Genomic DNA, 26219 nt, shown 5'->3' on the forward strand with positions numbered 1-26219 from the left:
TGTGAGAGGTCGAAAATTTCTCTAATCAGAGAAATTTTCTCCTACTCGATTATGGAATTTATAAAAAAAGGTCAGGATCCTTAAATAAAAGGTCAGGAAACAGAAGGAAATAACAGTACAAAATCAATATAATGTATTTATATCCCGCCGGATACCGCCTGCTGCTCAGGACGTCGGGAAAGGCGGAAATGCAGGAACCGGAAAACTGGTTAAAAGGAGGAGCTATGATTAAAGTAATCGACAACAAAATATACCGCAGACAGGACAAGGAGCTTCTTGTCATAGAGCCGTGGGGGCCGGACAGTCTCCGTGTGCGCGCCACGCAGAACCATACCTTTAATAAGGACGAAGAAACCTCAGCCCTTCTTCCGGCGCTGGCCTCGGCGCCGGAAATTACAACGGACGGGAAAAGCGCCGTCATCACCAACGGTAAAATCCGCTGTGAGCTGATGGTGACGGGCAAGCTGAAGTTTTTCAACCAGAAGGGTGAGCTGCTTCTGGAGGAATATGACAGGAACCGTTTCCGTGAAAATGTGGAAGGGGAATTCAACAGCGCGCTGGAAATCAGCCCCCGTACCTTCACACCCATTATGGGAACGGAAAACTTTAAATTAGCCGTTCGCTTTGAGCCGAATGACGGAGAGAAAATATACGGTATGGGCCAGTATCAGCAGCCGTATATGGATATGAAGGGCTGTGTGGTTGAGCTTGCCCACAGGAATTCCCAGGCCAGCGTTCCCTTTGCCCTTTCCAATAAAGGCTACGGCCTGCTCTGGAACAATCCTGCCATCGGAAGCGTGACCTTCGGAAAGAACCTGACGGAATGGACGGCGCTTTCCACAAGACAGATGGATTACTGGATTACAGCCGGGGATACGCCGGCCGAAATAGAAGAAGCCTATGCGGATGCCACGGGCAAGGTGCCCATGATGCCGGATTACGGCTGCGGCTTCTGGCAGTGCAAGCTGCGTTATCAGACGCAGGAGGAGCTGCTGGAGGTGGCAAGGGAATATAAGAGAAGAGGGCTGCCAATCTCTGTCATTGTGGCCGATTATTTCCACTGGCCTCATCAGGGGGACTGGAAATTCGACAAGGATTACTGGCCGGATCTGAAGGCTATGGTGGACGAGCTGGAAGGCATGGGCATCAAGCTGATGGTTTCCATCTGGCCCACGGTGGAGGAAGGCAGCGAGAACTTTAAGGAAATGGAGGAGCTGGGCTATCTGAGCCGGAATGACTACGGAAAAAGGATGCACCAGCTGGGCAATGCGGCCATCATGGATCCCACCAATCCGGATGCCAGAAAATATGTGTGGAGCAAGATTAAAAAGAATTATTATGACGACGGCGTACGCATTTTCTGGCTGGATGAGGCGGAACCGGAATTCACCAACTATGAATACGGCAACCATCGTTTTTACCTGGGCTCAGATCTGGAAATCGGCAATATTTTCCCCAGGGAATACGCGAGAATGGCCTATGAAGGCATGGAAGGGGAAGGCCAGGCCAACATTGTGAACCTTCTTCGCTGCGCATGGGCAGGCAGCCAGAAATACGGCGCCCTTGTATGGTCCGGAGATATTGACTCAAGCTTTCGCTCCTTAAGGAGCCAGCTGGCTGCAGGGCTGAATATGGGCCTTGCGGGGATTCCCTGGTGGACGACGGATATCGGCGGCTTCCACGGCGGAAATATATATGATGAGGATTTCAAGGAGGTTCTGGTCAGATGGTTTGAGTTCGGGGCATTCTGCCCGGTATTCCGTCTGCACGGCTTCCGCGAGCCCTTCAAGGAGCCTCTGGGAACCACAGGCGGCGGAACGGCTATCAGTGGCGCGGAAAATGAAGTATGGAGCTACGGCGAAGAGGTATATGAAATCTGTAAAAAGTACCTGGAGCTGAGAGAAAGGATGCTGCCCTACGTAAAACGCCTGATGGCGCAGGCGCATGAAAAAGGGACGCCGGTAATGCGTCCGCTGTTCTATGATTTCCCGGAGGACGGAAAATGCTGGGAGATCGAGGACGAGTATATGTTCGGGCCGGAAATTCTTGTGGCGCCCATCCTTTATGAAAAACAGAGGGAAAGAAAGCTGTATCTTCCTGCGGGAGAGTGGCGCAGCCTGAATGACGGAAAAGTATATGCAGGCGGGGCGGATATTGTATGTGAGGCTCCCATTGACGCCATTCCTGTTTTTGTGAAAAACGGGTGTCTTAAGGAACTGAAATTTTAACGGCAGGCTGCCGCTTACTATGTAAACAGTATAGAAGAAAACAGTCCCGGGACGGGAAGGATGCCCCGGGACTGTTATTGTTGGAAAAAATGCAGCAGTTCAGGACTGCCATCTTCTTGAATGGCCCGCCGTTCTGAACTGCTACGAGGAAATAAGGAGCGCTGATTATGGATTTTGTTAAGGTGAATGGAAAAGAATTTTATTACAGGGGAAAGCCCATCCTGTTTTCCGGGCTGGGCGTGGGCTCCTGGCTGAATATGGAGCATTTTATGCTGGGGCTTCCGGGAACGGACAAACAGATCAGGGAAACCTTTGCCCGGGTGCTGGGGAAGGAGGACGCGGCCCGTTTTTTTGATTCCTTTATTTTGAATTTCCTTACGGAGGAGGATTTCCTTTTCCTGAAGGAATCCGGGGTGAATCTGCTGCGCGTGCCTTTCAGCTACAGGCTTTTTATTGATGATGAGAATCCGGGGGTATATAAGGAAGAGGGCTTTGGCTATATGGACAGGCTGCTTGCCCTTTGCAGCAAGTATGAGATTTTCCTGATGCCGGATCTGCATACGGTGCCGGGGGGACAGAACCCGGACTGGCACTCGGATAACACCACGGGAATCCCGCAGTTCTGGCATTTCCGTATTTTCCAGGAACAGATTGTGAAGCTGTGGCAGGACATAGCACAACGATACCAGGACGAGCCTTTCCTGTTAGGCTACGATCTGCTCAATGAGCCTTTTCTTATGCCTAAAAAGGAGGGCGTGCTGAATGCCTTCTTTGAAGAAGTGACAAAGGCAGTGCGAAAGGTGGATAAGAATCATATTATTTTTATTGAGGGCGATTTTTTCTCCATGGATTTTTCAGATATCAGGCTGCCTGCGGATGAACAGACGGCGCTGACCTTCCATTTTTATCCTACTGTATGGGATAAGAATCTGTGTGATAAGGATTATGACGCCAGGGAGAGAGTGCGAAAGATGGATGAGCAGCTTGCCGGATTCGCGGCTCTGCGGGATAAATTCGGCCGTCCTGCCCTCTGTGGGGAAGCCGGGGTGGATATTAAGAAGGACGATCTTCCGTTTACGATGCAGCTTCTGGATGAAACACTGGGACTGTTTCAAAAGCATGGCCTTTCCTGGACTCTTTGGAGCTATAAGGATGCACAGTGGATGGGCCTGGCCTACCCGAAGGATGGCACCGGCTGGATGAAGCTGGCCGGCAGGATCAGGGAACACTGGTCGCATTACGGGCAGATGGACGCTGCGGATGAAATCATGGAGGATATGGGAAAAAGATATACGGCAGATTTGGCAAAGGAACTGAAATACGAGCTGCAGTTCCAGCTGAGGGGCGTGCTGTACCGCCTGGAAGAGGAATATATCCTGAAGCCGGTCCTGGAGGAATTCCCCAAAGAGGAAATCATGTCCATGCCGGAATCCTTCCGGTTTGAAAACTGTGCCTTCTATGAAGATTACAGGGCGCTCTTGAAGAAGTATACCTGGCGGCAGGCATAAGCTGCGCCGGGCCGGCGGCGGAATTAATTAGGAGGAAAACTGCAAGGCGGCAGGAAAAAAGGAAACAGGAGGGAGACGCCCGACAGGCAGCAAAAATAATCCCTCCGAAGCTCTGCCGCCCCTTAAAAAAGCAGCTTTTGCGCAGGTTTTTTATGAAATAATATTGCGTTAAAATAAAATCAAAATAAAAATTAGAAAAATTTCAAAAAAAGTACTTGCATTTCCTGGCAACTTGTATTATTATATACAAGTGTCACGCGGGAAGTTATCGCGGACAACACCAGATGGCTCGTTGGTCAAGCGGTTAAGACGCCGCCCTCTCACGGCGGAATCAGGGGTTCGATTCCCCTACGAGCTGCTGACTATTTTGAAAAGAATAGCCCAACCCGAAAGAAGTGCTGCAGGCCTTGTGTCTACAGTTCTTTTTTTATGTTTTTTTATTTGAGGTTCAGCTCTTCAAGCAGGCGCGCACAGTCTTTCATTCCCTGCTTATATGCCAGTTCTATCAGCTTCCCGCAGCAGCTGTTATGACAGTCCATCAGCGACTCCACCAGATCATGGTATTCTTCAGGCAGCTCGCGGTAACAGCTGACGGCAGCCTCCTTTTCCGTTTCGCTCAGCTTACGGTAATCCCCATCCTTCAGGAATATTTCCTGAAGCCTTCCTGATACTGCACAGTCAGTGATTTCATCCAACATTTCCTTATCCTCCGGGCCACTCCGATTTTTTCACCCAAAGAGCGGCTCCTTCCATATCAAAATTCCGACACATCACTATATACAGACTACCACAGAACGGTAATATAGTCTACATTAATGTAGTAATATTTGCAATAGTCCATAACAGCCCGGATAGAGCGGATCCGTTGCATAATTCAGGGCATGAAAAATAAAAAAAGATGCAGGAGTTGACAAAATCAAATAATGCCCATAAAATAGTTGCATATGCAATAATTGTAAATACTTGAATTTGGAGGCAGTATGAGACGTTTACTTTCTTACATGAAGAAATACAGGACGGCAACGGTTCTGGCAGTGTTCTGTATTGTTTTGGAGACCTTTCTGGAGCTGATTATTCCCCTCATCATGGCGGATATGGTGGATGTGGGAATTGCCAACGCGGATAAGGCCTATATTTTTGAAAAAGGCCTGCTGATGGCGGGCTGTGCGGTTGTTTCCATGGTGCTGGGAGCGGGAAGCGCCAGATTTGCAGCCGTCTGCGGACAGGGCATCGGCGCGGAAATCCGAAAGGATGAATACCGTAAGCTCCAGCAGTTCTCCTTTGCCAATACGGATCATTTCCGGACCTCATCCCTTGTCACAAGGCTGACGGGAGATGTGACCAATATCCAGAATTCCATTTCCGGCGGCATGCGTCCGGCCTGCCGCGCGCCGGTGATGATGATTACCGCCATTGCCGTTTCCTTTTATATCAACAAAGAGCTGGCAGTGGTTTTCCTGATAGCGGCGCCTGTTCTGGGCGTTCTTTTATTCCTCATTATTTCCCATGTCCGGCCGCTGTATTCCAAAATGCAGAAAGCAGTGGATCTGGTTAACCGCATTATCCAGGAAAACCTGACGGCAATCCGGGTGGTGAAGTCTTATGTCAGAGGCGATTATGAGCTGGCGAAATTCGAAGAGGTGAATACAGGGCTTTTGACCACCTCGGAGAGGGCTTTTAGGGTCGCTTCCCTGAATATGCCTGCCATGCAGCTTGTCATGTACACTACCATTCTGTGCATCCTCTGGTTTGGCGGCAGGCTGATTTTGGTGGGAGGCATGCAGGTGGGCGAGCTGACCGGTTTTTTAAGCTATGTGCTCCAGGTGCTTAATTCCCTTATGATGATATCCAATGTATTTATGATGTTCACCCGATCCCTCACCTCCTGGAAGCGTATCACGGAGGTAATGGACGAGAAAATCGACATCACCGAGGAACGGTCAAAGGACATTTTTGTTGAAAAAGGAGAAATTGATTTTGACCATGTATACTTTAAATACAGCAAAGATGCGCAGGAATATGTGCTTTCGGACATTACGCTTCATATGAAGGCCGGCCAGACAATCGGCATCATCGGAAGAACCGGCGCCGCCAAATCCACGCTGGTGCAGCTGATTCCCCGTCTGTATGATGTGACGGAGGGAGAGATCCGCATCGACGGATATCCGGTGCAGGAATATCCGCTGAGGCATCTGCGGGATGCCATAGCCATGGTGCTTCAGAAAAACACGCTTTTTTCCGGAACCGTCAGGGATAACCTGCGGTGGGGGAAGGAGGACGCCACGGAGGAAGAGATAGAAGAGGCATGCAGAACCGCCTGCGTGGATGAATTTATCGAAAGGCTGGAAAACGGCTATGACACCGACCTGGGCCAGGACGGCGTAAATGTATCCGGCGGGCAAAAACAGAGGCTCTGTATTGCCAGGGCCTTGCTGAAGAAGCCCAGGGTGCTGATTCTGGACGATTCCACAAGCGCTGTGGACACGGCAACGGAAGCGAAGATACGGGAAGGGATGGAACGCAGCCTGCCGGGCACCACCAAAATCATCATTGCCCAGCGGATCACCTCCGTCGTCCATGCGGATGAAATCATCATCCTTGAGGATGGAAGGGTCTATGCCGTGGGCACCCATGAGGAGCTTCTGAAGAATAATGAAATTTATCAGGAAATCTATCAATCCCAGAAGGAAGGAGCTGATCTGTAATGGCGAAATATACCGGATATGCAAGACCGAAGGATAAAAAGAAAACCATGAAAAAGATGCTCCACTATATGGGAATCTATAAATGGTCCATGGTGCTGGTGGGGATACTGGTGTGCATCAGCAGCCTTGCCAACATTCTGGGAACCTATATGCTCAAGCCGGTTATCAACCGGTACATTCTGCCGGGAAACATCCCGGGGCTCATCCGCATCCTGATTCTGATGGCCGTCATGTACGGCTTCGGGGCGCTGGCCACGCTGGGCTACAATCAGCTGATGGTGCACACCTGCCAGAAAATCGTGGGACGCATCAGAAGGGATTTATTTGAACATACCCAGGACCTTCCGCTTTCCTATTTCGATGCGCATACTCACGGCGAGCTGATGAGCAGGTTCACCAATGATGTGGATACCCTGACCGAGGCGCTGAACAACAGCTTTACCCTTCTGATACAGAGCTTTATCGTGGTAACTGGCACCATTACCATGCTGATTATCCTGAATTTCAGGCTTTCCCTGATTGTCATCGGCTTTTTGCTGCTGATGTTCCTTTTTATCCAGTTTAACGGAAAGCGGAGTAAAAAATACTATCTGGCCCAGCAGAAGCATCTGGGAAGCATCAACGGCTTTGTGGAAGAAATGGTGGGCGGCCAGAAGGTGGAAAAGGTTTTTAACCACGAGGATAAGGATTTCGAAGAGTTCTGCCGGAGAAATGAAGCGCTGCGGGAGGCATCTACAAAGGCGTTGTCCTATTCGGGCATGATGGTGCCGACAATCGTCAGCCTTTCCTATTTTAACTATGCGGTTTCCGCCTGCGTGGGCGGCATGTTTGTGCTGTCCGGACTGATGGATCTGGGAAGCCTGGCCTCTTATCTGGTCTATGTAAGACAGAGCGCCATGCCCATGAACCAGTTTACCCAGCAGATCAATTTCCTGCTGGCGGCGCTTTCCGGTGCGGAGCGTATTTTTGAGATGATGGAAGAGGAGCCGGAAACAGACGAAGGGAAAATCACGCTCTGCCATGTACGGGAAAAAGACGGACAGCTGGAAGAAAACGGCAGCGAGGGCAGGGATTACGCCTGGAAGGTGCCGGATAAGGACGGCGGCAGCCATCTGGTGCCTTTGAAGGGCGATGTGCGGTTTACCGATGTGGTGTTTGGCTATACTTCCGAAAAGAAGATATTAAACGGCATCAGCCTTTATGCAAAGCCCGGCCAGAAAATAGCCTTTGTAGGCTCCACAGGCGCGGGAAAGACGACGATCATCAACCTGGTCAACCGTTTTTATGAGATCCAGGGCGGCACCATCACCTACGACGGCCTGGATATCCGGGATATCCGCAAAAAGGATCTGCGCCGTTCCCTGTCCATGGTAATCCAGGATACCCACCTGTTTACCGGGACCATTGCCGATAATATCCGCTATGGCAGACTGAAGGCATCGGATGAGGAAGTAAAGGAAGCGGCCCGCATCGCCAACGCGGATTCCTTTATCCGAAGGCTTCCCGAGGGTTATCAGACCATGCTTTACAGCGACGGCTCCAATCTTTCCCAGGGACAGAGACAGCTGCTTGCCATTGCCAGAGCGGCAATTTCCAACCCGCCTGTGTTGATTTTGGATGAAGCCACCAGCTCCATCGATACCCGGACGGAAAAGCTTATCGAAAAAGGCATGGATGCCCTGATGGAGGGACGGACCGTATTTGTCATAGCCCACAGACTTTCCACCGTGCGTAATTCCAAGGCGATTATGGTGCTGGAAAAAGGAGAGATCATAGAACGGGGCGATCACGAGGAGCTTTTAGAGCAGAAAGGCCGCTACTATCAGCTGTATACTGGCCAATTCGAACTGGAATGACCCGTCAAACCATGCTACAATAAAAAAGAAGCCTGTACCCCGCAAAGGTTCCTCCCCGGCCTCATACCCGAAGCTGGGGAAGAACCCTGGCGGCAGGATGCCGCCGGAATGAAAGTCAGGAGAGTGATAACAGAATGGAAAAATGGGAAATCAGAGATGCGATGGTGGAAATGGAAATTGCCAGGAAAAGAATCCTCCAGCCGTATTTTCAGAAGCTGGGACTGTCACCGGGACAGCCGAGGATTCTGAATAAATTATATGAAAAAGACCATGTGACCCAGCGGGAACTGGCCGACCGGTGCTGTATGGATGTGGCAACCATGTCCCGCACCCTCGACCGTCTGGAGGAAGCCGGATACCTGACCCGGGAAAAGCATCCCGACTGCCGCCGTTCCTTCCTTATAGTCCTCACTGAGGAAGGCCGCAGCAGGGCCGCCCAGGTGCATGAGGACTTCCGGAATATTGACGAACAAATCTGGCAGGGCTTCCATGAACAGGAAATGGAAGAGTTCCTTGCCTGTGCGAAGAAGATCATTGCCAACCTGAAAAGCGGCGGGAAATAGGGCGGGAGAGGACGCCCTATTTCCTGCCCCTCGCCCATGAAAACAGCCTGCGGTTCCCTGCGCCCCATGCTGCCGCCCGCTGAATAGGCTCCGAACGCTGGGATGAATTATCATAAAGCCGGAATAAACGCAGTCCGTTGCTTTTTTGATATCATCTCCGGCGTTTTTAAGTTTATATTACTGACCCCTTCTTTATCAACAGCTTCTGAAGCTGCCTTTATTACCGCATCTGTCAAAATATCCATGTTTTTCTCCAAAAAACTCCTTTCATACGCCAAACCGGCTTTCATATTATACAAACCCAATCACAGAATAATTGCAAAAAGATTTTATAGGTATTGACCCTCACGTATAGTGATAGCCTAAAGTAATACCTGAGGGAAGGAAAGAAGGTGCAAATATATGATGACAGTAAAACAGGTGGCAAACCTGACAGGAGTCAGCGTGCGCACCCTCCAGTTCTACGATGAAATCGGACTGCTCAAGCCGGCGGGACTGACGGAGGCCGGATACCGCCTCTACGATGAAAATACGCTGGAAACTCTCCAGCAGATCCTTTTTTTCAAGGAACTGGACTTCACGCTGAAGGAAGTTAAAACCATTATGGAAAACCCGCAGTTTGATAAAATGAACGCATTCATAAAACAGCGCGAACTTATACAGCTCAAACGCGACCGTCTGAATGCCCTGATCGAACTGCTGGACAAACTGATTAAAGGAGAAAAATGCATGGACTTCAAAAAATTTGATATGACGGATTACTTTAACGCACTGAATGAATACAGACAAAATAATTCCGAAGAAATTGTAAAACAATTTGGAAGCCTGGAAAGCTTTGATGAGATGCTTACAATGATGCGCTCCAGGGAAGATGAGATTGGCGAAATGGCAGTAAAACAATATGGCAGCATTGAAAATTACACAAAGGCAGCCCAAAAGAACCTGGCCCGGTTTCTTGCGGACGGCCCGGCATTTTCCCGGACGGAAGCCCTTTCCCTTGCCGAAAAAACAGAGGCCCTGACCAGGAAACTCACCGCTGACCTCACCAAGGATCCCGCAGATCCCGGGATACGCGAAATTACCGCCGGGCTGATAACCCTGACTGAAGAATCGAACAAAGGCACAGATATGGGAGATAACTACTGGGAATTCATGGCGGAGCTTTACCGGACCAACCCAGCATATATTGAAGCCAACAACAAAAAGTACGGCCCCGGCGCCTCAGAGTTCATAAGCAAAGCCATAAAAGCCTGCCTGGAAGCGCAATAACCGCCGAAAAGGCCGCTTTCCACCCTCCGCTTTCCTCCGGCCTGCGGTCAGCAGTCAGCCGAACCATCCCGCAGAACACATCCTGCAAAACTAAAAAAGACAGCCGGAAATGAGAAACACATCCACGTTTCCCATTTCCGGCTGCCCTGCTCTGGCACACCGCCTGAAACCGACCCAACTGCCCTTACAGGCTAATCCAACCAAACGTATTGGCGATAGAACTGATAAGAATCAAAAAGATCAGAATCGGAGCCACATATTTCACAAGAACCACATAAAGCTTTTCATCCTTAAACGGAGCGGAAAGCTTCACCTCATCCGTAACCACCTTCGGCTTCACGACAAAACCCACAAAAATACAGGTAAATAACGCCACCACAGGCATAAGCACACTGTTGCTCAGGAAATCAAAGAAATCCAGGATGGAAAGCCCCAGAGGAGCCACCCAGAAAAGCACGCCAAAGCCCAGAGAAGAAGGAATTCCCATCACCAGGGCAAAAACCATGACTCCAAGACACGCCGTCTTCCTTTTCATATGGAATTTGTCCTGAACAATAGACACCACCGTCTCCATTAAAGAAATGGAAGAAGTCAGGGCCGCAAATAAAACAAGCAGGAAAAATACCAGCCCCAGAATCGCACCGGCCCGCATACTGGCGAAAACCTTGGGAAGCGTAATAAACATCAGGCTCGGCCCTGAAGAAAGAATATCCTTGTTCCCGCCGGAAAAAACGAATACCGAAGGAATAATAATCATACCTGAAATAAAAGCAATTCCCGTATCAAAAAGCTCAATGCTGCGCACCGACGACTCAATGTTTTCCGACTTCGGCATATAAGAACCATACGTAATCATAATACCCATGGCAAGAGACATGGAATAAAAAAGCTGCCCCATCGCCGCAAGCACACAATTCACCGAAAACTCCGAGAAATCAGGCTTGATATAATAAATCAGCCCGTCCACAGCCCCCGGCCGCGTCACCACATAAACCGCAATTCCCAGGGAAAGAAGGACAAGAATCGGCATCAATATTTTGCTCGCCTTCTCAATCCCCTTTTCCACGCCAAGCATAACAATAAAAGCAGTAGCCGCAATAAAAAGGAAAAGCCAGAACAAAGGCTGCCCAACCTCACCGATAAAACCCGTAAAAAAGCTGTCCTCCGTAGCCGCCAGCCCCTGCCCTGTCACATACACAAACAGATACTTGGCCACCCATCCCCCGATTACACAATAATAAGGAAAGATAATAATGGGAACAATACTGGAAAGCACGCCCAGGAAAGAAAACTTCTTATTCAGGGACGTAAAAGCATACAACGTACTCTTTCCCGTTTTCCGCCCCAAAGCAATCTCCGTCAGCATCAGGGCGAAACCAAACGTCACCGCCAGTATCAGATAAATCAGCAGAAAAGTCCCTCCGCCGTACTTCGCCGCCAGATAAGGAAACCGCCAGATATTCCCCAGCCCCACAGCAGACCCTGCCGCCGCCAATATAAAACCGATCCGGCCGGAAAACGAATTCTTTTGTTCTTTCATAAGGAAAAACCCCCTAAAATAATATGAATTACAGCGCTGCACTGCCGCTTCAAAACAATGCCGCTGTGACAATATATTCTATCACACTAAAAACCAAGAGAAAAGTCCCAAATACAAAAAGAGTGGGGAGGGGATAAGCGCATCCGGCCCGGTTCCTTTCTTCTGTTTCATGGGGGCGGCGGAAGGTTGGGAGGGCTGCGGCAGGGCGGGGAGGTGGGGGGAGGGGCGGCCCCAGTCTCAAAAATGGGGTGTTTCTAACTGCGCCGGAAGGCCAGGATTGTGCCGAAGCGGCTGAAACTCCTCCGCAGCGACCCCTGTGTGTGGTGGCTGTATTTTAGTTGCTGTGGTCGTCTGCGTTCGTCAGACAAGCCGCAAAGGGCGGCAAAATCCCGGCCTTCCGGCGCAGTAAGAAACATCACCGTTTTTTCCAATGGAGCCGCTCCCTTCCCCCACCTCCCCGCCCTGCCGTAGCTCTCCCAACCTCCCGCCGCCTCCGTGAAACAGAAGAAAGGAACCGGGCCGGATGCGCTTATCCCTGAATACAGCGACATTTGTTGAAAAAAGAATAATGAAACAAGTTAAAACCCCATAAAATAAAATTACCTCCCTCCAGTCCTTTTTCTTTTTCTTCTATATAAAATACAGAAGCGTGCGGCGCCCTTTTCGTTACCTGCCGGCCCGGAGTATTTCCGGTGGTGTCTGGGGGAGGGGTTCCGGGGTGCGGGGCGGGCTGTGTTACAGGTGAGTCCCGAAAAAATGGAGATATTTCTTATCGCCCCGTTTTTTCATGCTTCGCTCCGTTCCTAATGGCGCTGTCAGCGACTTTAGTCGCTTGCGAACGAAGTGAGGAGTTTGCGCCATGTTGGAAGAAGCATGGAAAAACGGGACGATTAGAAATATCCCATTTTTTCGGGACTCACCTGTAACACAGCCCGCCCCGCACCCCGGAACCCCTCCCCCAGACACCACCGGAAATGCTCCGGGCTTATCCACCCTCCCGAGAGGCCACCACACCCTCCGCATTTTGCACTTGCGTTTTGTATACAATGGTGTTATACTACTGTAAGGTTAATAAGATTACTAGAGTAGAGTGGACTTCCGGTCCACTCTTCTTTATTGATTAGGCAACTTACAACTGAATAAAGAAAGGAACTGGTGAACGAATGTCAAAAGGCAGAACGATTGAAACCCGTACCGAAGAAGTGCTTGCACCCATTGCAGAAGCAAACGGCGTGGAGATTTACGACGTTGAGTATGTGAAGGAAGGCAGCGACTGGTATTTGAGGGCTTATATCGACAAGCCGGAGGGTGTGAATATTCTCGACTGTGAGAATGTGAGCAGAGCGCTTTCCGACAAGCTGGATGAAGAGGATTTTATTGATGATGCTTATATTCTGGAGGTCAGCAGCCCGGGACTGGGCAGGACGCTGAAGAAGGATAAGCATTTGGAAAAGAGCCTTGGAGAGGAAGTGGAGCTGCGGCTCTACAAGCCTAAGGATAAACAGAAGGAATTTGCGGGCATTCTGAAAGCATTTGATGAAAACAGCGTCACAATTGAAACACAAGAGGAAGAAAAAGTTTTTGCAAGGTCTGAAATCGCCCTGATAAGGCTTGCATTTGATTTTTAAATATTTTTGGAGGTTAAAGCAATGAATAAGGAATTAATGGAAGCGCTGGATATTCTGGAAAAAGAAAAAGAAATCAGCAAGGAGACACTTTTTGAGGCGATTGAGAATTCCCTGCTTACGGCGTGCAAAAACCATTTCGGCAAAGCGGATAACGTGAAGGTGGAAATTGACCGGAAAACTTGCGATTTTCTCGTGTATGCGGAAAAGGAAGTGGTGGAGACAGAGGATGACGTGGAGGATGACTGCCTGCAGATCGCCCTGGAGGATGCCCAGGAGATTTCCAAGAGAGCCAAGGTGGGAGATGTCATTCATGTGGAAATCAAGTCCAAGGAATTCGGGCGTATTGCCACACAGAATGCCAAGAACGTGATACTGCAGAAGATCAGGGAAGAAGAAAGAAGCGTAATTTACAATCAGTATTTTGAAAAAGAAAAAGATGTGGTTACCGGCGTTGTCCAGAGATATGTGGGTAAGAACATAAGCATTAATTTAGGAAAGGCCGATGCCCTCCTGAATGAAAGCGAGCAGGTAAAGGGCGAGGTATTCAAGCCCACCGAGAGAATCAAGGTCTATATCCTGGAGGTGAAGAACACACCCAAGGGACCGCGTATCCTTGTGAGCCGCACCCATCCGGAGCTGGTTAAGAGGCTGTTTGAATCTGAGGTTACCGAAATCAAGGACGGAACGGTAGAAATCAAAAGCATCGCCAGAGAAGCGGGAAGCCGTACAAAAATGGCTGTCTGGTCCAACAATCCCAACGTTGACGCGGTGGGCGCCTGCGTAGGTATGAACGGCGCCAGGGTAAACGCCATTGTGGATGAGCTGCGCGGCGAGAAGATCGATATCGTCAACTGGGATGAGAATCCCGGAAACCTGATTCAGAATGCACTTTCCCCTGCCAAGATTGTTGCCGTATTTGCGGATCCTGATGAAAAAACCGCAAAGGTTGTTGTTCCTGATTACCAGCTTTCCCTGGCAATCGGCAAGGAAGGACAAAACGCCAGACTGGCGGCAAGGCTGACAGGTTACAAGATAGATATCAAGAGCGAGACTCAGGCCAAGGATGCACCCGGCTTCCGTTACGAGGATTATCTGGATGATGATTACGATGAGGAAGACGGCGAATACGAGGAAGAGTACGACGGCGATTATGAGGAGTCTGAGGATTCCGGGGAATACGCCGGAGAGGAAGCCTATGAGGAAGCTCCTCTTGAAGAAACCTTCGACGAGAACCTGGATGAAGCTTCGCAGGAAGAACTGACAGAGGATGACGGAGAGAACTATGAATAAGAAAGTTCCCATGAGACAATGCGTAGGCTGCGGCGAAATGAAGGGCAAAAAAGAAATGATGCGCGTCCTGAAGACTGCAGAAGGAGACATTGTACTGGATGTGACCGGTAAAAAAAATGGAAGAGGCGCTTATCTTTGCAAATCCATGGAATGCCTGAAAAAGGCAAGGAAAGGCAAAGGCCTGGAGCGCTCCTTCAAGATGAATATTCCAAATGAAGTATATGACAGTCTGGAGAGGGAGTTTGAGGAGTTTGAAGCAGAATAAGATTTTATCCCTGCTGGGTCTTGCCACCAGGGCTTCATCAGTGGTCAGCGGTGAGTTCATGACGGAAAAGTGTGTGAAGTCCGGTGCTGCAAGGCTGGTGATCGTAGGAAATGATGCCTCTGACAATACAAAGAAAAACTTCCGGAACATGTGCGAGTACTACCGCGTACCCTTTTACCTCTATGATACCAAGGAGGGGCTGGGACACGCGATGGGAAAGGAAATGAGGGCATCCCTGGCGGTAACAGATGACGGGTTTGCCAAAAGCCTGATCGGACATTTGGAAGAAGCCAAGTAGACGGAGGTAGCAGCATGGCAAAAACGAAAGTATTTGAACTTGCAAAAGAGTTAGGTATACACAGTAAAGACGTAATCACATTTCTTCAGGGCAAAGGGGTGGAGGCGAAAGCCGCCCAAAGCTCCATTGAAGACGATGCGACAGCGATGGTAAAGAAACATTTTGGTAAAAGCGAAGGAGAAAAACGCGTAGTGGAAGAAGCATCCATGAAGACGACGGGCGTTACGCCGGAAAAGAAAACAGAGAATACGCAGAATGAAAATCACGGAAAGCAGGAGCAGGTCCAGACTGCGGCAGCGCAGCCTTCTGCGGCGGCACAGCCTGCCGCTGAGCACCGTGAAGGCGGCGCAGCCGATGCGCCGGTGAAAAAGAAGAAAAACATTATTTTTGTGAGCAATCCGCACAACAGCAAAATGCAGTCCGGCGGACAGCGTCAGTCCTCAGCCGGGAATAAACCTGGTGTGTCTGGAAATAATGGAGACAGAAGGGGCAGCAACAACGGAAATAATGGAAATAATGGAAACAACGGCGGCAGAAATAATTCCGGCCGCGGTAACAATTCCGGCGGGCAGGGAAGAAACGGCCAGAACCGTCAGAATAATAACCAGAACCGTTCTTCAGGAAGAATCGGTTTTGAACAGCCCAAGCTGATCAAGCCCCTTACCAAGCCTTCACAGCCCCAGATGCCCGATGAGAGGCTGGAAGAACAGCGCAGGCGTGCGGAAGCTGCGGAAAGAGCAGCCAGAGAACAGAAAGCAAGAGAAGAAAAAGCTGCCGCGGAAAAAGCGGCAAGGGCCGAGAGAAGTGATAACAGGAATGAAGGAAGAACGGATAACAGAAGCGACAGGCCGCAGAACAGCCGCCCGGAGGGCAGCAGGCCGCAGGGCAGCCGTCCGGACAGCGGCAGGACAGACAGGCCGCAGTCCAGAAATCCGAGAAACGACAGACCGCAGGGCGGACGTACGGACACAAGGGCGCCCAGAAGCGACAGGCCTCAGGGCAGACCTGGTGAAGGCCAGAGCCGTCCAGGCTTTGGCGGCGGCCAGAGGCCTGGCCAGGGCTTTAACCGTAATGCAAATGGCGGCAGACCTGGCGGCAATAGTGACCGTCCTCAGGGAGACCGTACACAGGGCGCAGGCGGAAGGCCGGACGCTAAACGTGCCGCGGACAATAAATTCAGGAAGCCTGCGCCGGGCGGCAAGAGTTTTGTCCCCGAAAGCCCGATTAAAGAAGGCGAGAAGCACAGGGACGAAGAGAAGCGCCGCAGCAGCCAGGAGAGGGATAAACGCTCCAGGAAAGACCTTATTTACGAAGAGGACAATGCGGCAAAGAACAAACTGAAAAACAAGGCCGGCAGATTTATCAAGCCGGAGCCTAAGAAGGAAGAGGCTCAGGAGGAACAGATCAAGGTTATTACCGTAGGTGATACCATCACCATTAAGGAACTGGCCGATAAAATGAAGCTGCTGCCTGCCGCAATCATCAAGAAGCTGTTCCTGGAGGGCAAGGTTGTTACCCTGAATCAGGAAATTTCCTATGAAGATGCGGAAAATATCGCCATTGATTATGACATTATCTGCGAAAAAGAAATTAAGGTGGATGTCATTGAAGAACTGCTGAAGGAAGACGAAGAGAACGAAGAGGATATGATTTCCAGGCCTCCTGTTATCTGTGTTATGGGTCATGTTGACCATGGTAAAACCTCCCTTCTGGATGCTATCAGAAAGACAAATGTAACAGACCGTGAAGCGGGCGGAATCACCCAGCACATCGGCGCTTATACCGTACAGATTAACGGACAGAAAATCACCTTCCTGGATACTCCCGGACATGAGGCGTTTACAGCCATGCGTATGCGCGGCGCCAACTCCACGGATATCGCGGTCCTGGTGGTTGCGGCGGACGACGGCGTTATGCCCCAGACCGTGGAAGCGATCAACCATGCAAAGGCTGCAGGCATTGAAATCATCGTTGCTGTAAATAAGATGGATAAACCCAATGCCAATATCGACAGGGTGAAGCAGGAACTGGCAGAATATGAGCTTATTCCCGAGGAATGGGGCGGAAGCACCGTATTCGCACCGGTATCCGCAAAGACCGGCGACGGCATCAACCAGCTGCTGGAGATGATCCTGCTTACTTCCGAAATACTGGAACTGAAGGCCAACCCCAACAGACAGGCAAGAGGCCTTGTCATCGAAGCGGAGCTGGATAAGGGACGTGGACCTGTGGCAACCGTACTGGTACAGAAGGGCACCCTTCACGTGGGCGACTTTATTTCTGCCGGCGCATGCCATGGCAAGGTTAGGGCAATGATAGACGATAAGGGCAGACGCGCCAAGGAAGCAGGACCTTCCACCCCTGTGGAAATCCTGGGCCTTTCCGATGTTCCCAATGCCGGCGAGGTATTCCTGGCACATGAGAACGACAAAGAGGCGAGAGCCTATGCGGAAACCTTTATCGCACAGAATAAAGAGAAGAAGCTGGAAGAGACAAAGGCTAAAATGTCTCTGGATGATCTGTTCAGCCAGATTCAGGAAGGCAATCTGAAGGAACTGAACCTGATTATCAAGGCCGACGTACAGGGCAGCGTGGAAGCGGTAAAACAGAGCCTGCTTAAGCTGACCAATGAAGAAGTGGTTGTAAAATGCATCCACGGCGGCGTAGGCGCCATCAACGAATCCGATGTCACCCTGGCCGCAACCTCCAATGCCATCATTATCGGCTTCAATGTCCGTCCGGATGCAACGGCGAAGGCAACGGCCGAAAGAGAGGGCGTGGATATCCGTCTGTACAGAGTTATTTACCAGGCTATCGAGGATATCGAAGCTGCAATGAAGGGTATGCTGGATCCTGTATTTGAGGAGAAGGTTATCGGCCATGCGGAAGTGCGTCAGATTTTCAAAGCATCCGCAGTGGGCAACATTGCAGGTTCCTATGTGCTTGACGGTGAGTTCAAGAGAGACTGCAAGGTGAGAATTACCAGAGACAAGGATCAGATTTATGAAGGCACTCTGGCAAGTCTCAAGCGTTTTAAAGATGATGTGAAGGAAGTACGTTCCGGATATGAATGTGGTCTTGTCTTTGACGGCTTTGACCAGATTCAGGAGGGCGATATCGTGGAAGCCTACATTATGGTGGAGGTTCCCAGGTAAGCTGCGAAGGAATGCTGCCTCACAGGTAGGAGTAATATGAGAAAAAACAGTGTTAAAAATACCCGGATCAATACGGAGGTGCAGAAGGTGCTTGCCGAAACCATCCGGGGGGAAATAAAGGATCCCAGAATCGCTCCCCTTACTTCAGTGGTAGCGGTGGAGGTTTCTCCGGATCTGAAGACCTGCAAGGCATGGATCAGCGTGCTTGGGGATGAAAAAGCCCAGGCGGATACGCTGGCCGGCTTAAGAAGCGCCGCCGGCTTTATCAAAAGCAGGCTGGCGAAGGAAATCAATCTTCGTATTACGCCGGAGGTATGTTTTATCATGGATCAGTCCATTGCCTACGGAGTAAACATGTCCCATAAGATTGATGAAGTTATGGGCAGCGCAGGGACGCAGGCGGAGACGGATGAGGAAGCCGGAGAAGAATAAGCCGGCAGATGCTTCCGCCTGGCGCATGTTTGACAGCAGGGAGGTCTGATATGAAGCTTTTGGAAGAATGTAAACAGGCAAAAAGGATAGGGATCAGCGGACATATCCGTCCGGACGGAGACTGTGTCGGTTCCTGTATGGGCCTTTACCTTTATTTGAAAAAGGTAAGGCCCGATGCGGACCTTCATATTTTCCTGGAAAAACCGGCTGATATTTTCAGCTGCATCAGCAGTGTGGAAGAAATTGACAGCGAATACGGCGAGCAGGAACGCTTTGATGTGTTTTTCGCCCTGGATACTGCGTCCGACCGCCTGGGAGGAGCAGAAGCGTATTTCAACAGCGCTGTGAAAAAGATAAATATTGACCACCATATCAGCAATAAGGGCTGCGGGGATGTGAATTATGTGGTTCCCACAGCCAGCTCTACGAGCGAGCTTATTTATGATCTGACGGAAAAGGAACAGCTGGACGAAGAGATTGCCAAAGCGCTTTATATCGGCATTATCCATGATACGGGCGTGTTCCAGTATTCCAATACGTCGCCGGAAACCCTTCGGGCGGCGGCAAAGCTGATTTCCTATGGCTTTGATTTCAGCCGTCTCATAGAAGAGACATTTTATGAAAAAACCTATCTGCAGACGCAGATACTCGGCCGCGCACTGCTGGAAAGCATCCTTTTCATGGACGGAAAATGCGTGGTCAGCGTCATTGACAGGAAAACCATGGATTTTTATGGAGCCTCGCCCCAGGATCTGGAGGGCATTGTAAGCCAGCTTCGCAGTATCAAGGGCGTGGAATGCGCCATATTCATGTATGAAACAGGCGTGCTGGAGTATAAGGTGAGCATGAGATCCGGCGGCCTCGTCAATGTATCGCAGATCGCTTCCTATTTCGGAGGAGGCGGGCATGTGCGCGCGGCGGGCTGCACCATGAACGGCACCTGCCATGATGTAATCAATAACCTTTCGTTACATATTGAAAAGCAGCTGTAACTACCCGGCCAGCGGGCATTTTTCTGCTCGTTAAGCCTGACCGGACGGCTGGAAACAGTTTATCAAGGAGCGGAATACATGATAAACGGCATTCTGAATGTCTATAAAGAAGCGGGCTTTACCTCCCATGATGTGGTGGCAAAGCTGCGCGGCATATGCAGGCAGAAAAAAATCGGCCATACAGGTACCCTGGATCCGGAAGCGGTCGGGGTACTTCCTGTTTGCCTGGGCAGCGGCACGAAGCTGTGTGATATGCTTACTGATAAAAGCAAGGAATATGAGGCTGTGCTTCTTCTGGGACAGGTGACGGATACCCAGGACGTGACCGGAACGGTATTGGAGGAGCATGAGGTGACGGCGGATGAAGAGCAGGCTGTGGAGGCCATCCGATCCTTTGTGGGGGCTTATGAACAGATCCCGCCCATGTACTCTGCGCTGAAGGTGAACGGCAAAAGGCTGTATGAGCTGGCCAGGGCGGGGAAGGAAGTGGAGAGGAAGGGCAGGCCGGTGGAAATCCACAGCATCGAAATCCTCTCCGTCAGCCTGCCGGAAATCACCTTCCGCGTTGCCTGCTCCAAAGGAACCTATATCAGGACCTTATGCCATGATATCGGACAGAAGCTTGGCTGCGGCGGCACCATGAAAAGCCTGAAGCGCACAAGAGTGGGCATTTTTACCATTGACGGCGCGCTGAAGCTTTCCCAGCTGGAAGAACTGGCGGCGCAGGGCAGGCTGGAAGAAAAGGTGATACCTGTGGAAGCGATGTTTACAGAGCTTCCTGCCCTTACGGTGAAGGACGCTTTTGCCAGGCTGATAGAAAACGGGAATGCCTTTTATCCCGGCCAGGCGGAGGAAAGCGTAAGGACTCCGGACGGCGGACAGGTGAGAGTGTATGACAGAAAAGGACGTTTTTACGGCATTTATGCCTTCTCGGAGGAGAAGGAAAGGTATCAGCCCGTAAAAATGTTCCTGTAATGTGACCGTGAAGGAACCAAACCCTTTAGATAAATATCCCGCAGAAATAACGGAAAGTACGGATACTGGAGTGATTCAATGCAGATAATTTCGGGTACGACAGAATTTGAATGTAAACACCATACGGCGGTGGCCATCGGCAAATTTGACGGCATTCATCAGGGCCACAGAATGCTTCTTTCTCAGATTCTGAAGGCAAAGGAGGATGGGCTGCAGTCGGCGGTTTTCACCTTTGATCCCCCTCCAGGGGTGTTTTTCTCAGGGAAGCCGCAGGCAGAGCTGACAACCAAGGAAGAAAAAAGACGGGTTTTTGACCGGATGGGAATCGATCTTCTGATTGAATTCCCCATGAATGCGGAAACCGCGGCCATGCCGCCGGAGACCTTTGTCCGGGAAGTGCTGCATGACAGGCTGCAGACAAGGTTTATTGCGGCAGGGACGGATCTTTCCTATGGAGACAGAGGAAAGGGGGACTGGCATCTTCTGCAGGCCATGTCCGAACGGATGGGTTATCAGGTACAGGTTATCGACAAAATCATGTATAACGGCCGGGAGATTAGCTCCACCTTTGTGCGAGAAGAGGTGCAGAAGGGGAATATGGAGCTGGCGGAACGGCTTTTGGGCGCTCCCTACTGTGTGGCGGGGAATGTCATGCATGGGAAAAGGCTGGGAAGGACGCTGGGGATGCCCACGGTGAACCTTTTTCCTCCCAGGGACAAGCTCCTGCCCCCAAACGGCGTGTATCTTTCCCGGTTATCCGCCGGAAACAGACAGCTGAACGGCATTACAAATATCGGCTGCCGGCCTACGGTGAGCAACAGCGGCCAGATGAGCGTGGAAACAAATCTTTATGATTTTAATGAGGAAATCTACGGGGAATATGTGGAGGTGAGCCTGTATTCCTTCTGCCGTCCGGAGATGAAGTTTTCAAGTGTGGAAGAATTAAAGCAGAATATGGCCCGGGACATAGAAGCGGGCAGGGAATATTGGAAAAACCGGAGGCTGTGACGTCTCCGGTTTTTCTGTGACCTGCAGATATGCTGTTTCAGGTGTTTGCTTATGCGGCTCAGGGCCTGCAGACCTTGCAGGCGCCATAACCGGCGGCGAGGGCGTCGGACAGGTCGATGGAAATTTTGCTTTTCTCCAGATAACGGCAGCTTGCTCTGTGATATTTATTGCCGGTAGCCGTGATGTAAACGGTTTTCTCCTGAGGCTTGTCCGCTGTTACCTGCGGCGCTTCCTGCTGCTGCGGCGCAGGGACAGTCTGTCCTGCCAGGGCCGCCGTAAATACAGGTGACGCCCAGTAGCGTGCGCCGTCAAAGCCTATCAGCCCGGAGGCAATGCCATTCTGCAGCAGTGTCGCATCAGTGGGCGCATACAGCGTCCAGCCCGCGGCTTCAAAAACAGCGGCGATGGCGGCATCCGGTGCGGGAGCCGTCTGGGCGGGAGCGGGGGCCGCCTGGGGCGGAGCTGTTTGGGAAGGCGCTGCAGGTGCAGGGGTGGCGGCTTCGGCATTGGGACCAACCGGGCTTCCCTCAGGGTTGGTGCATACACCTGTTTCATCCAGGTAATACCAGAGCTCACCTACCTGAATCCAGCCTGTCTGCACGAAACCGGCGGCATCCAGATGATAGATGCCCGTCCCGGCCTGCACCCAGGTGTTGGCGGCAAAGCTTCCGTCATCGTTCTGGAACTTTACCCCTGCCGTATCCTGGACAAAGCCTGCGGCCGAAACCGTGGACGAGAAGGCGAAGCTCAAAAGCAGGGCTGTGGTTAACAGAGTCACTATCCTTTTTTTCATTGCATATCCTCCTTATTCCCCAATAAAATCTTTTCCTTAGTATACCATTTTCTGGTTAAACAGCCAACAAAATTTATCTGTATATTGTAAGCGTCTGATACAAAAATCAACATTTTCCCCATTTCCTCTTGTAACTTTCTTAAGAATCCCTTAAAATATACGTAAAGTGTGCGTAAATAAAAAGTAAAATCGATGTATAATGCAAACCCTGGAGAAAAGGCCGAAAGGCCTTTTTCGCAGGTGGGAAGGAAAAAGACAAAAGATGAGTATAGGTGCGATGCTGTTGTCAATGGCCGGGGGCCTTGGATTGTTCCTGTTTGGCATGCGGCTGATGAGCGAGAGTATTGAGAAGGCGGCGGGTGCCAAGCTGAGGGGCATCCTGGAGATGTTTACCAAGAACCGCTTTGTTGGAATGCTGGTCGGTATTATTTTTACAGCGGTTATACAGTCCTCCTCGGCGTGTACGGTAATGGTGGTCAGCTTCGTCAACTCGGGGCTGATGAATCTGTATCAGGCGGCGGGTGTAATCTTTGGTGCCAATATCGGTACTACGGTGACCTCCCAGCTTGTTTCCTTTAACCTTTCTGAGATAGCCCCGGTATTCCTTCTGGCAGGAATCCTGGGCATCATGTTCTGCAAGCGGCAGAACATTGTTAAAATCTGTCATATTATCCTTGGCTTCGGCGTTCTTTTCATGGGCCTGTCCGGGATGTCCAGCGCCATGTCGGGTATGCGGGACATGCCGGAGATAGTGCATATTCTTTCTTCCCTGACAAGCCCGATGCTTGCCATTCTTGTAGGGACGCTGCTGACAGCGGTAATCCAGAGCTCCTCTGTAACGGTAAGTATTGTGCTGCTGATGGCAAATCAGGGGCTGCTGGAGCTTCCCATCTGTCTGTTTATCATACTCGGCTGTAATATCGGCGCGTGTACCTCCGCGCTGCTGGCTTCCCTGAGCGGCAAGAAGGATGCCAAGAGGGCTGCCATGATCCATTTCCTGTTCAATGTAATAGGAACGGTATTGATGTATATCATCCTTAAGCTTGCCATGGGGCCGATTATCGATCTGCTTCATATTGTTTCCGGCTCCAACCCGGGACGTTTCGTGGCCAACGCCCATACTATTTTCAAGGTGTTCCAGGTACTGGCGCTTTTCCCGTTTGCCGGCCTGATCGTCAAAATGACCTATTTCTTCGTGCCTGGCGAGGACATGAAGATGGACGACCGCGACAATTTCACGCTGAAATATATCGGGGACAGGACCGTTTTCAATCCGGCTACGGCGGTGGTAGAGGTGGACAAGGAGCTGAAGCGTATGGCTGATCTTGCCTCCGACAACCTGAACCGCGCCATGAACGCGCTGATAACCCTGGATGAGGAAGATATTGAAACCGTTTATTCGGTGGAGAAGAATATCAACTTCCTCAATCATTCCATTACCAACTATCTGGTTAAAATCAACCAGACCACACTGCCCATTGAGGATCAGAAGAGCATCGGCGCCCTGTTCCATATTGTAAATGATATTGAAAGAATCGGCGATCATGCGGAAAATGTGGCTGATGCGGCAAGACAGAGAAAGGCCACCGGCGTAGGCTTCAGCAAGGAGGCGCAGCATGAGCTGGGACAGATGCTGGATATGGTCAATACGATCATCCGTTTTTCGGTGGAAATGTTCTCCACAGGCTCTGATGAGCGTGCCGAGGATGTGGCGAATCTGGAGGATGCCATTGACGAGAAGGAACGGGAAATCCAGAAATCCCACATAGAACGTATGACCAAGAACCTGTGTACGCCGGAAGCCAGTATGATTTTCTCCGATGTGGTGAGCGGACTGGAGAGAGTGGCGGATCATGCCACCAATATCGCATTTGCCATGAATAATACGGAATATGAAGTAAGTAAAGCCATGTAATAATAATGAAAATACTCCCGCCGCCGTCTTTGGCCGGCAGGAGGCAGAAAAGAGTCCTTCCATCCAACGCTTCCATTCTGAAACGGATGAAAGGACTTTTTCTTTGCGGCGGAAGGGTAACTGTGAAGGGACACAACGGTTATATTAGAAATAAATTCCAGGAAATAAGGGGAAATATGGATTGACAGGGAATTAAAATTTGAATATAATACGATTGTAACAATATTGTAACATTTTGAAAGGAATCTGTAAAAATTCCCTCAGGAATGAAGCAGATGCAGGATAATTAACAGGAGAAATATTTTTATGTTAAAAGGAACAAAAGCAATTGGCGTGTTGGCGGCTGGATTTGTATTATATACCGGAATGACTGTAATGGCGGCCGGAAACGGCAGTGTTGTTGTGCCCTCGGCAGGCGTTGGAGAGATTCTGGAAGCGAACGTGGAGGAAGAAGAATACCTTGCGGCGGCGGAAGAAGCTAAAATAGAAAGAAAAGCGATCTACGGCTTCAGTAATCTGGGAATAGCCAATGTATCCAATTATCTGAACGTGCGTGAGAAACCCAGTGAGGACGGCAAGCTTGTTGGCAAGATGAGCAAGAACAGCGGCTGCGACGTGCTTGAAATCAAGGACGGCTGGGCGCATATCAAATCCGGCAAGGTTAACGGATACGTAAAAGCTGAGTTCCTGTTAACAGGTCAGGAAGCCAGGGACAGGGCGGACAAGGTTGCAACCGATATGGCGGTGTGCAATTCCGGCGGACTGTTTGTGCGGCAGGGCCCGGGAACGGACAACCCGGTAATCACACAGGTGGCGGAAGGCGAAGAGCTGGAAGTCGTGGAGAAGCTGGACGGATGGGTTAAGATCATGCTGGATGACGAGGAGGCTTACGTATCCGCCGATTATGTGGATATAGCCAAGAAGCTCGACAGAGCGGTGACCCAGACGGAACTGATCTATGGCAAGGGAGTTTCCAACGTCAGGGTGGATTTGGTCAACTATGCGAAGCAGTATCTGGGCAATCCTTATGTATGGGGAGGCACCAGTCTGACAAGTGGCGCGGACTGCTCCGGTTTCGTCCTTAGCGTATTTAAGAAGTACGGCGTATCCCTGCCCCATTCCTCAGCGGCACAGAGCACTATGGGATCGAAGGTGAGCCTTTCTGAGGCGCAGCCCGGCGATCTGATCTTCTATGCACAGAACGGAAGAGTCAACCACGTGGCTATTTATATCGGAAACGGCCAGGTTATCCATGCCAGCAATCCCAGAAGCGGCATAAAGATTTCCAATGCCACTTACCGTACGCCTTATGCCGTGAAGCGTGTGCTGAACCAGTAACGTTTATTAAAAAAAGGTTTACAAAGCCGGGAAGAGTATGCTATACTTTTCAGGTATGAATTCAGCCGGTACCCAGATGAAGGACACTCCGACCTCATCCTGGTATCAGGCGGTTTAATAAAAAGGAGGAACACACATGATTTCCAAAGAAAAGAAAACAGCAATCATCAAGGAATATGCGAGAGGCGAAGGCGATACAGGATCACCGGAAGTACAGATCGCAGTTCTGACAGAGAGAATCCAGGAGCTCACCGAGCATCTTAAGAGCAACCCCAAGGATCATCATTCCAGAAGAGGACTTCTGAAAATGGTTGGACAGAGAAGAGGTCTGCTTGATTACCTGAAGGAAAAGGATATCGAAAGATACCGTTCCCTGATCGAAAGACTTGGAATCAGAAAGTAATTAACAAAAACAAGGCGGATTTGACTTCAGAGCTTTCTGAGGTCTTCCGCCTTATTGT

At 50.4% G+C, this 26219-nt stretch carries 22 protein-coding genes and 1 tRNA gene; 19 read left to right on the forward strand and 4 right to left on the reverse strand.

Features of this window, described 5'->3' with window-relative positions; all coding sequences use genetic code 11:
- The first annotated feature begins 224 nt into the window (after positions 1 to 224).
- The 3 genes from DXC51_RS25505 to DXC51_RS25515 all read left to right on the forward strand — a co-directional run bounded on the left by DXC51_RS25505 (position 225) and on the right by DXC51_RS25515 (position 4094).
- On the forward strand, positions 225 to 2228 hold the full coding sequence (locus DXC51_RS25505; RefSeq protein WP_035323967.1) for a glycoside hydrolase family 31 protein: 2004 nt from the start codon (positions 225 to 227) through the stop codon (positions 2226 to 2228).
- 167 nt (positions 2229 to 2395) lie between these two features.
- Positions 2396 to 3736 (forward strand): glycoside hydrolase family 5 protein, encoded by a 1341-nt coding sequence (locus DXC51_RS25510; protein WP_021639649.1) that lies wholly within the window; start codon positions 2396 to 2398, stop codon positions 3734 to 3736.
- 286 nt (positions 3737 to 4022) lie between these two features.
- A tRNA-Glu gene (locus DXC51_RS25515) sits at positions 4023 to 4094 on the forward strand.
- Positions 4095 to 4173: 79 nt separating this feature from the next.
- On the opposite strand, the gene DXC51_RS25520 is transcribed toward DXC51_RS25515, so the two are convergent.
- On the reverse strand, positions 4174 to 4434 hold the full coding sequence (locus tag DXC51_RS25520) for a hypothetical protein (RefSeq protein WP_021639648.1): 261 nt from the start codon (positions 4432 to 4434) through the stop codon (positions 4174 to 4176).
- A 282-nt stretch (positions 4435 to 4716) separates the two neighbouring features.
- Here DXC51_RS25520 and DXC51_RS25525 point away from each other — a divergent pair, with 282 nt between their 5' ends.
- From DXC51_RS25525 to DXC51_RS25535, 3 genes are all read left to right on the forward strand, one after another.
- Positions 4717 to 6441 (forward strand): ABC transporter ATP-binding protein, encoded by a 1725-nt coding sequence (locus tag DXC51_RS25525; protein WP_117545679.1) that lies wholly within the window; start codon positions 4717 to 4719, stop codon positions 6439 to 6441.
- A complete protein-coding gene (locus DXC51_RS25530) occupies positions 6441 to 8297 on the forward strand; it encodes an ABC transporter ATP-binding protein (protein WP_021639645.1) in 1857 nt (618 codons plus the stop codon). Before DXC51_RS25525 ends, DXC51_RS25530 begins: the two co-directional genes overlap by 1 nt.
- Before the next feature lie 134 nt (positions 8298 to 8431).
- Positions 8432 to 8860 (forward strand): MarR family winged helix-turn-helix transcriptional regulator, encoded by a 429-nt coding sequence (locus tag DXC51_RS25535; RefSeq protein WP_021639644.1) that lies wholly within the window; start codon positions 8432 to 8434, stop codon positions 8858 to 8860.
- A gap of 110 nt (positions 8861 to 8970) precedes the next feature.
- Here the strand turns inward: DXC51_RS25535 and DXC51_RS30325 are convergent, their stop codons facing one another.
- Positions 8971 to 9105 (reverse strand): hypothetical protein, encoded by a 135-nt coding sequence (locus DXC51_RS30325; protein WP_278336995.1) that lies wholly within the window; start codon positions 9103 to 9105, stop codon positions 8971 to 8973.
- 157 nt (positions 9106 to 9262) lie between these two features.
- On the opposite strand from DXC51_RS30325, the gene DXC51_RS25540 reads away from it, so the two are divergent.
- A complete protein-coding gene (locus tag DXC51_RS25540) occupies positions 9263 to 10129 on the forward strand; it encodes a MerR family transcriptional regulator (RefSeq protein WP_021639642.1) in 867 nt (288 codons plus the stop codon).
- Between the two features lie 184 nt (positions 10130 to 10313).
- Here DXC51_RS25540 and DXC51_RS25545 read toward each other — a convergent pair whose 3' ends face one another.
- Complete coding sequence (locus DXC51_RS25545) at positions 10314 to 11669, reverse strand: sodium-dependent transporter (RefSeq protein WP_021639641.1); 1356 nt, start codon at positions 11667 to 11669, stop codon at positions 10314 to 10316.
- A gap of 1163 nt (positions 11670 to 12832) precedes the next feature.
- On the opposite strand from DXC51_RS25545, the gene DXC51_RS25550 reads away from it, so the two are divergent.
- From DXC51_RS25550 to DXC51_RS25590, 9 genes are all read left to right on the forward strand, one after another.
- Complete coding sequence (locus DXC51_RS25550; protein ID WP_021638782.1) at positions 12833 to 13297, forward strand: ribosome maturation factor RimP; 465 nt, start codon at positions 12833 to 12835, stop codon at positions 13295 to 13297.
- 21 nt (positions 13298 to 13318) lie between these two features.
- The gene (gene nusA / locus DXC51_RS25555) at positions 13319 to 14587 is read left to right on the forward strand and encodes a transcription termination factor NusA (RefSeq protein ID WP_021638783.1); all 1269 of its coding nucleotides are present in this window, start codon (positions 13319 to 13321) and stop codon (positions 14585 to 14587) included.
- Positions 14580 to 14852 carry an RNase P modulator RnpM gene (rnpM, locus tag DXC51_RS25560; RefSeq protein WP_021638784.1) on the forward strand — a complete coding sequence of 91 codons (273 nt, stop codon included), beginning with the start codon at positions 14580 to 14582 and terminating at the stop codon, positions 14850 to 14852. Before nusA ends, rnpM begins: the two co-directional genes overlap by 8 nt.
- Positions 14809 to 15150, forward strand: a complete 342-nt coding sequence (locus DXC51_RS25565; protein ID WP_081745525.1) for a L7Ae/L30e/S12e/Gadd45 family ribosomal protein — start codon at positions 14809 to 14811, stop codon at positions 15148 to 15150. The genes rnpM and DXC51_RS25565 overlap by 44 nt, the downstream gene beginning before the upstream one ends.
- A gap of 14 nt (positions 15151 to 15164) precedes the next feature.
- Positions 15165 to 18305 carry a translation initiation factor IF-2 gene (gene infB, locus DXC51_RS25570; RefSeq protein WP_021638786.1) on the forward strand — a complete coding sequence of 1047 codons (3141 nt, stop codon included), beginning with the start codon at positions 15165 to 15167 and terminating at the stop codon, positions 18303 to 18305.
- Between the two features lie 36 nt (positions 18306 to 18341).
- The gene (rbfA, locus tag DXC51_RS25575; RefSeq protein ID WP_021638787.1) at positions 18342 to 18737 is read left to right on the forward strand and encodes a 30S ribosome-binding factor RbfA; all 396 of its coding nucleotides are present in this window, start codon (positions 18342 to 18344) and stop codon (positions 18735 to 18737) included.
- Positions 18738 to 18787: 50 nt separating this feature from the next.
- The gene (locus DXC51_RS25580; protein WP_025491102.1) at positions 18788 to 19729 is read left to right on the forward strand and encodes a DHH family phosphoesterase; all 942 of its coding nucleotides are present in this window, start codon (positions 18788 to 18790) and stop codon (positions 19727 to 19729) included.
- Between the two features lie 78 nt (positions 19730 to 19807).
- Positions 19808 to 20704 (forward strand): tRNA pseudouridine(55) synthase TruB, encoded by an 897-nt coding sequence (gene truB / locus DXC51_RS25585; RefSeq protein ID WP_021638789.1) that lies wholly within the window; start codon positions 19808 to 19810, stop codon positions 20702 to 20704.
- A gap of 78 nt (positions 20705 to 20782) precedes the next feature.
- Entirely contained in the window at positions 20783 to 21712 is a 930-nt protein-coding gene (locus tag DXC51_RS25590; protein WP_021638790.1) for a bifunctional riboflavin kinase/FAD synthetase, read from the forward strand.
- Positions 21713 to 21770: 58 nt separating this feature from the next.
- Here DXC51_RS25590 and DXC51_RS25595 read toward each other — a convergent pair whose 3' ends face one another.
- Positions 21771 to 22505, reverse strand: coding sequence for a cell wall-binding repeat protein (locus DXC51_RS25595; RefSeq protein WP_021638791.1), 735 nt, complete (start codon positions 22503 to 22505; stop codon positions 21771 to 21773).
- Positions 22506 to 22767: 262 nt separating this feature from the next.
- Here DXC51_RS25595 and DXC51_RS25600 point away from each other — a divergent pair, with 262 nt between their 5' ends.
- The 3 genes from DXC51_RS25600 (at position 22768) to rpsO (ending at position 26161) form a co-directional block, all read left to right on the forward strand.
- Positions 22768 to 24420, forward strand: a complete 1653-nt coding sequence (locus DXC51_RS25600) for a Na/Pi cotransporter family protein (RefSeq protein WP_025491106.1) — start codon at positions 22768 to 22770, stop codon at positions 24418 to 24420.
- Between the two features lie 306 nt (positions 24421 to 24726).
- The gene (locus DXC51_RS25610) at positions 24727 to 25758 is read left to right on the forward strand and encodes a C40 family peptidase (RefSeq protein WP_021638795.1); all 1032 of its coding nucleotides are present in this window, start codon (positions 24727 to 24729) and stop codon (positions 25756 to 25758) included.
- Between the two features lie 136 nt (positions 25759 to 25894).
- Positions 25895 to 26161 (forward strand): 30S ribosomal protein S15, encoded by a 267-nt coding sequence (gene rpsO, locus DXC51_RS25615; protein WP_021638796.1) that lies wholly within the window; start codon positions 25895 to 25897, stop codon positions 26159 to 26161.
- The last annotated feature ends 58 nt before the right edge of the window (positions 26162 to 26219 follow it).

This window comes from Eisenbergiella massiliensis (assembly GCF_003435485.1).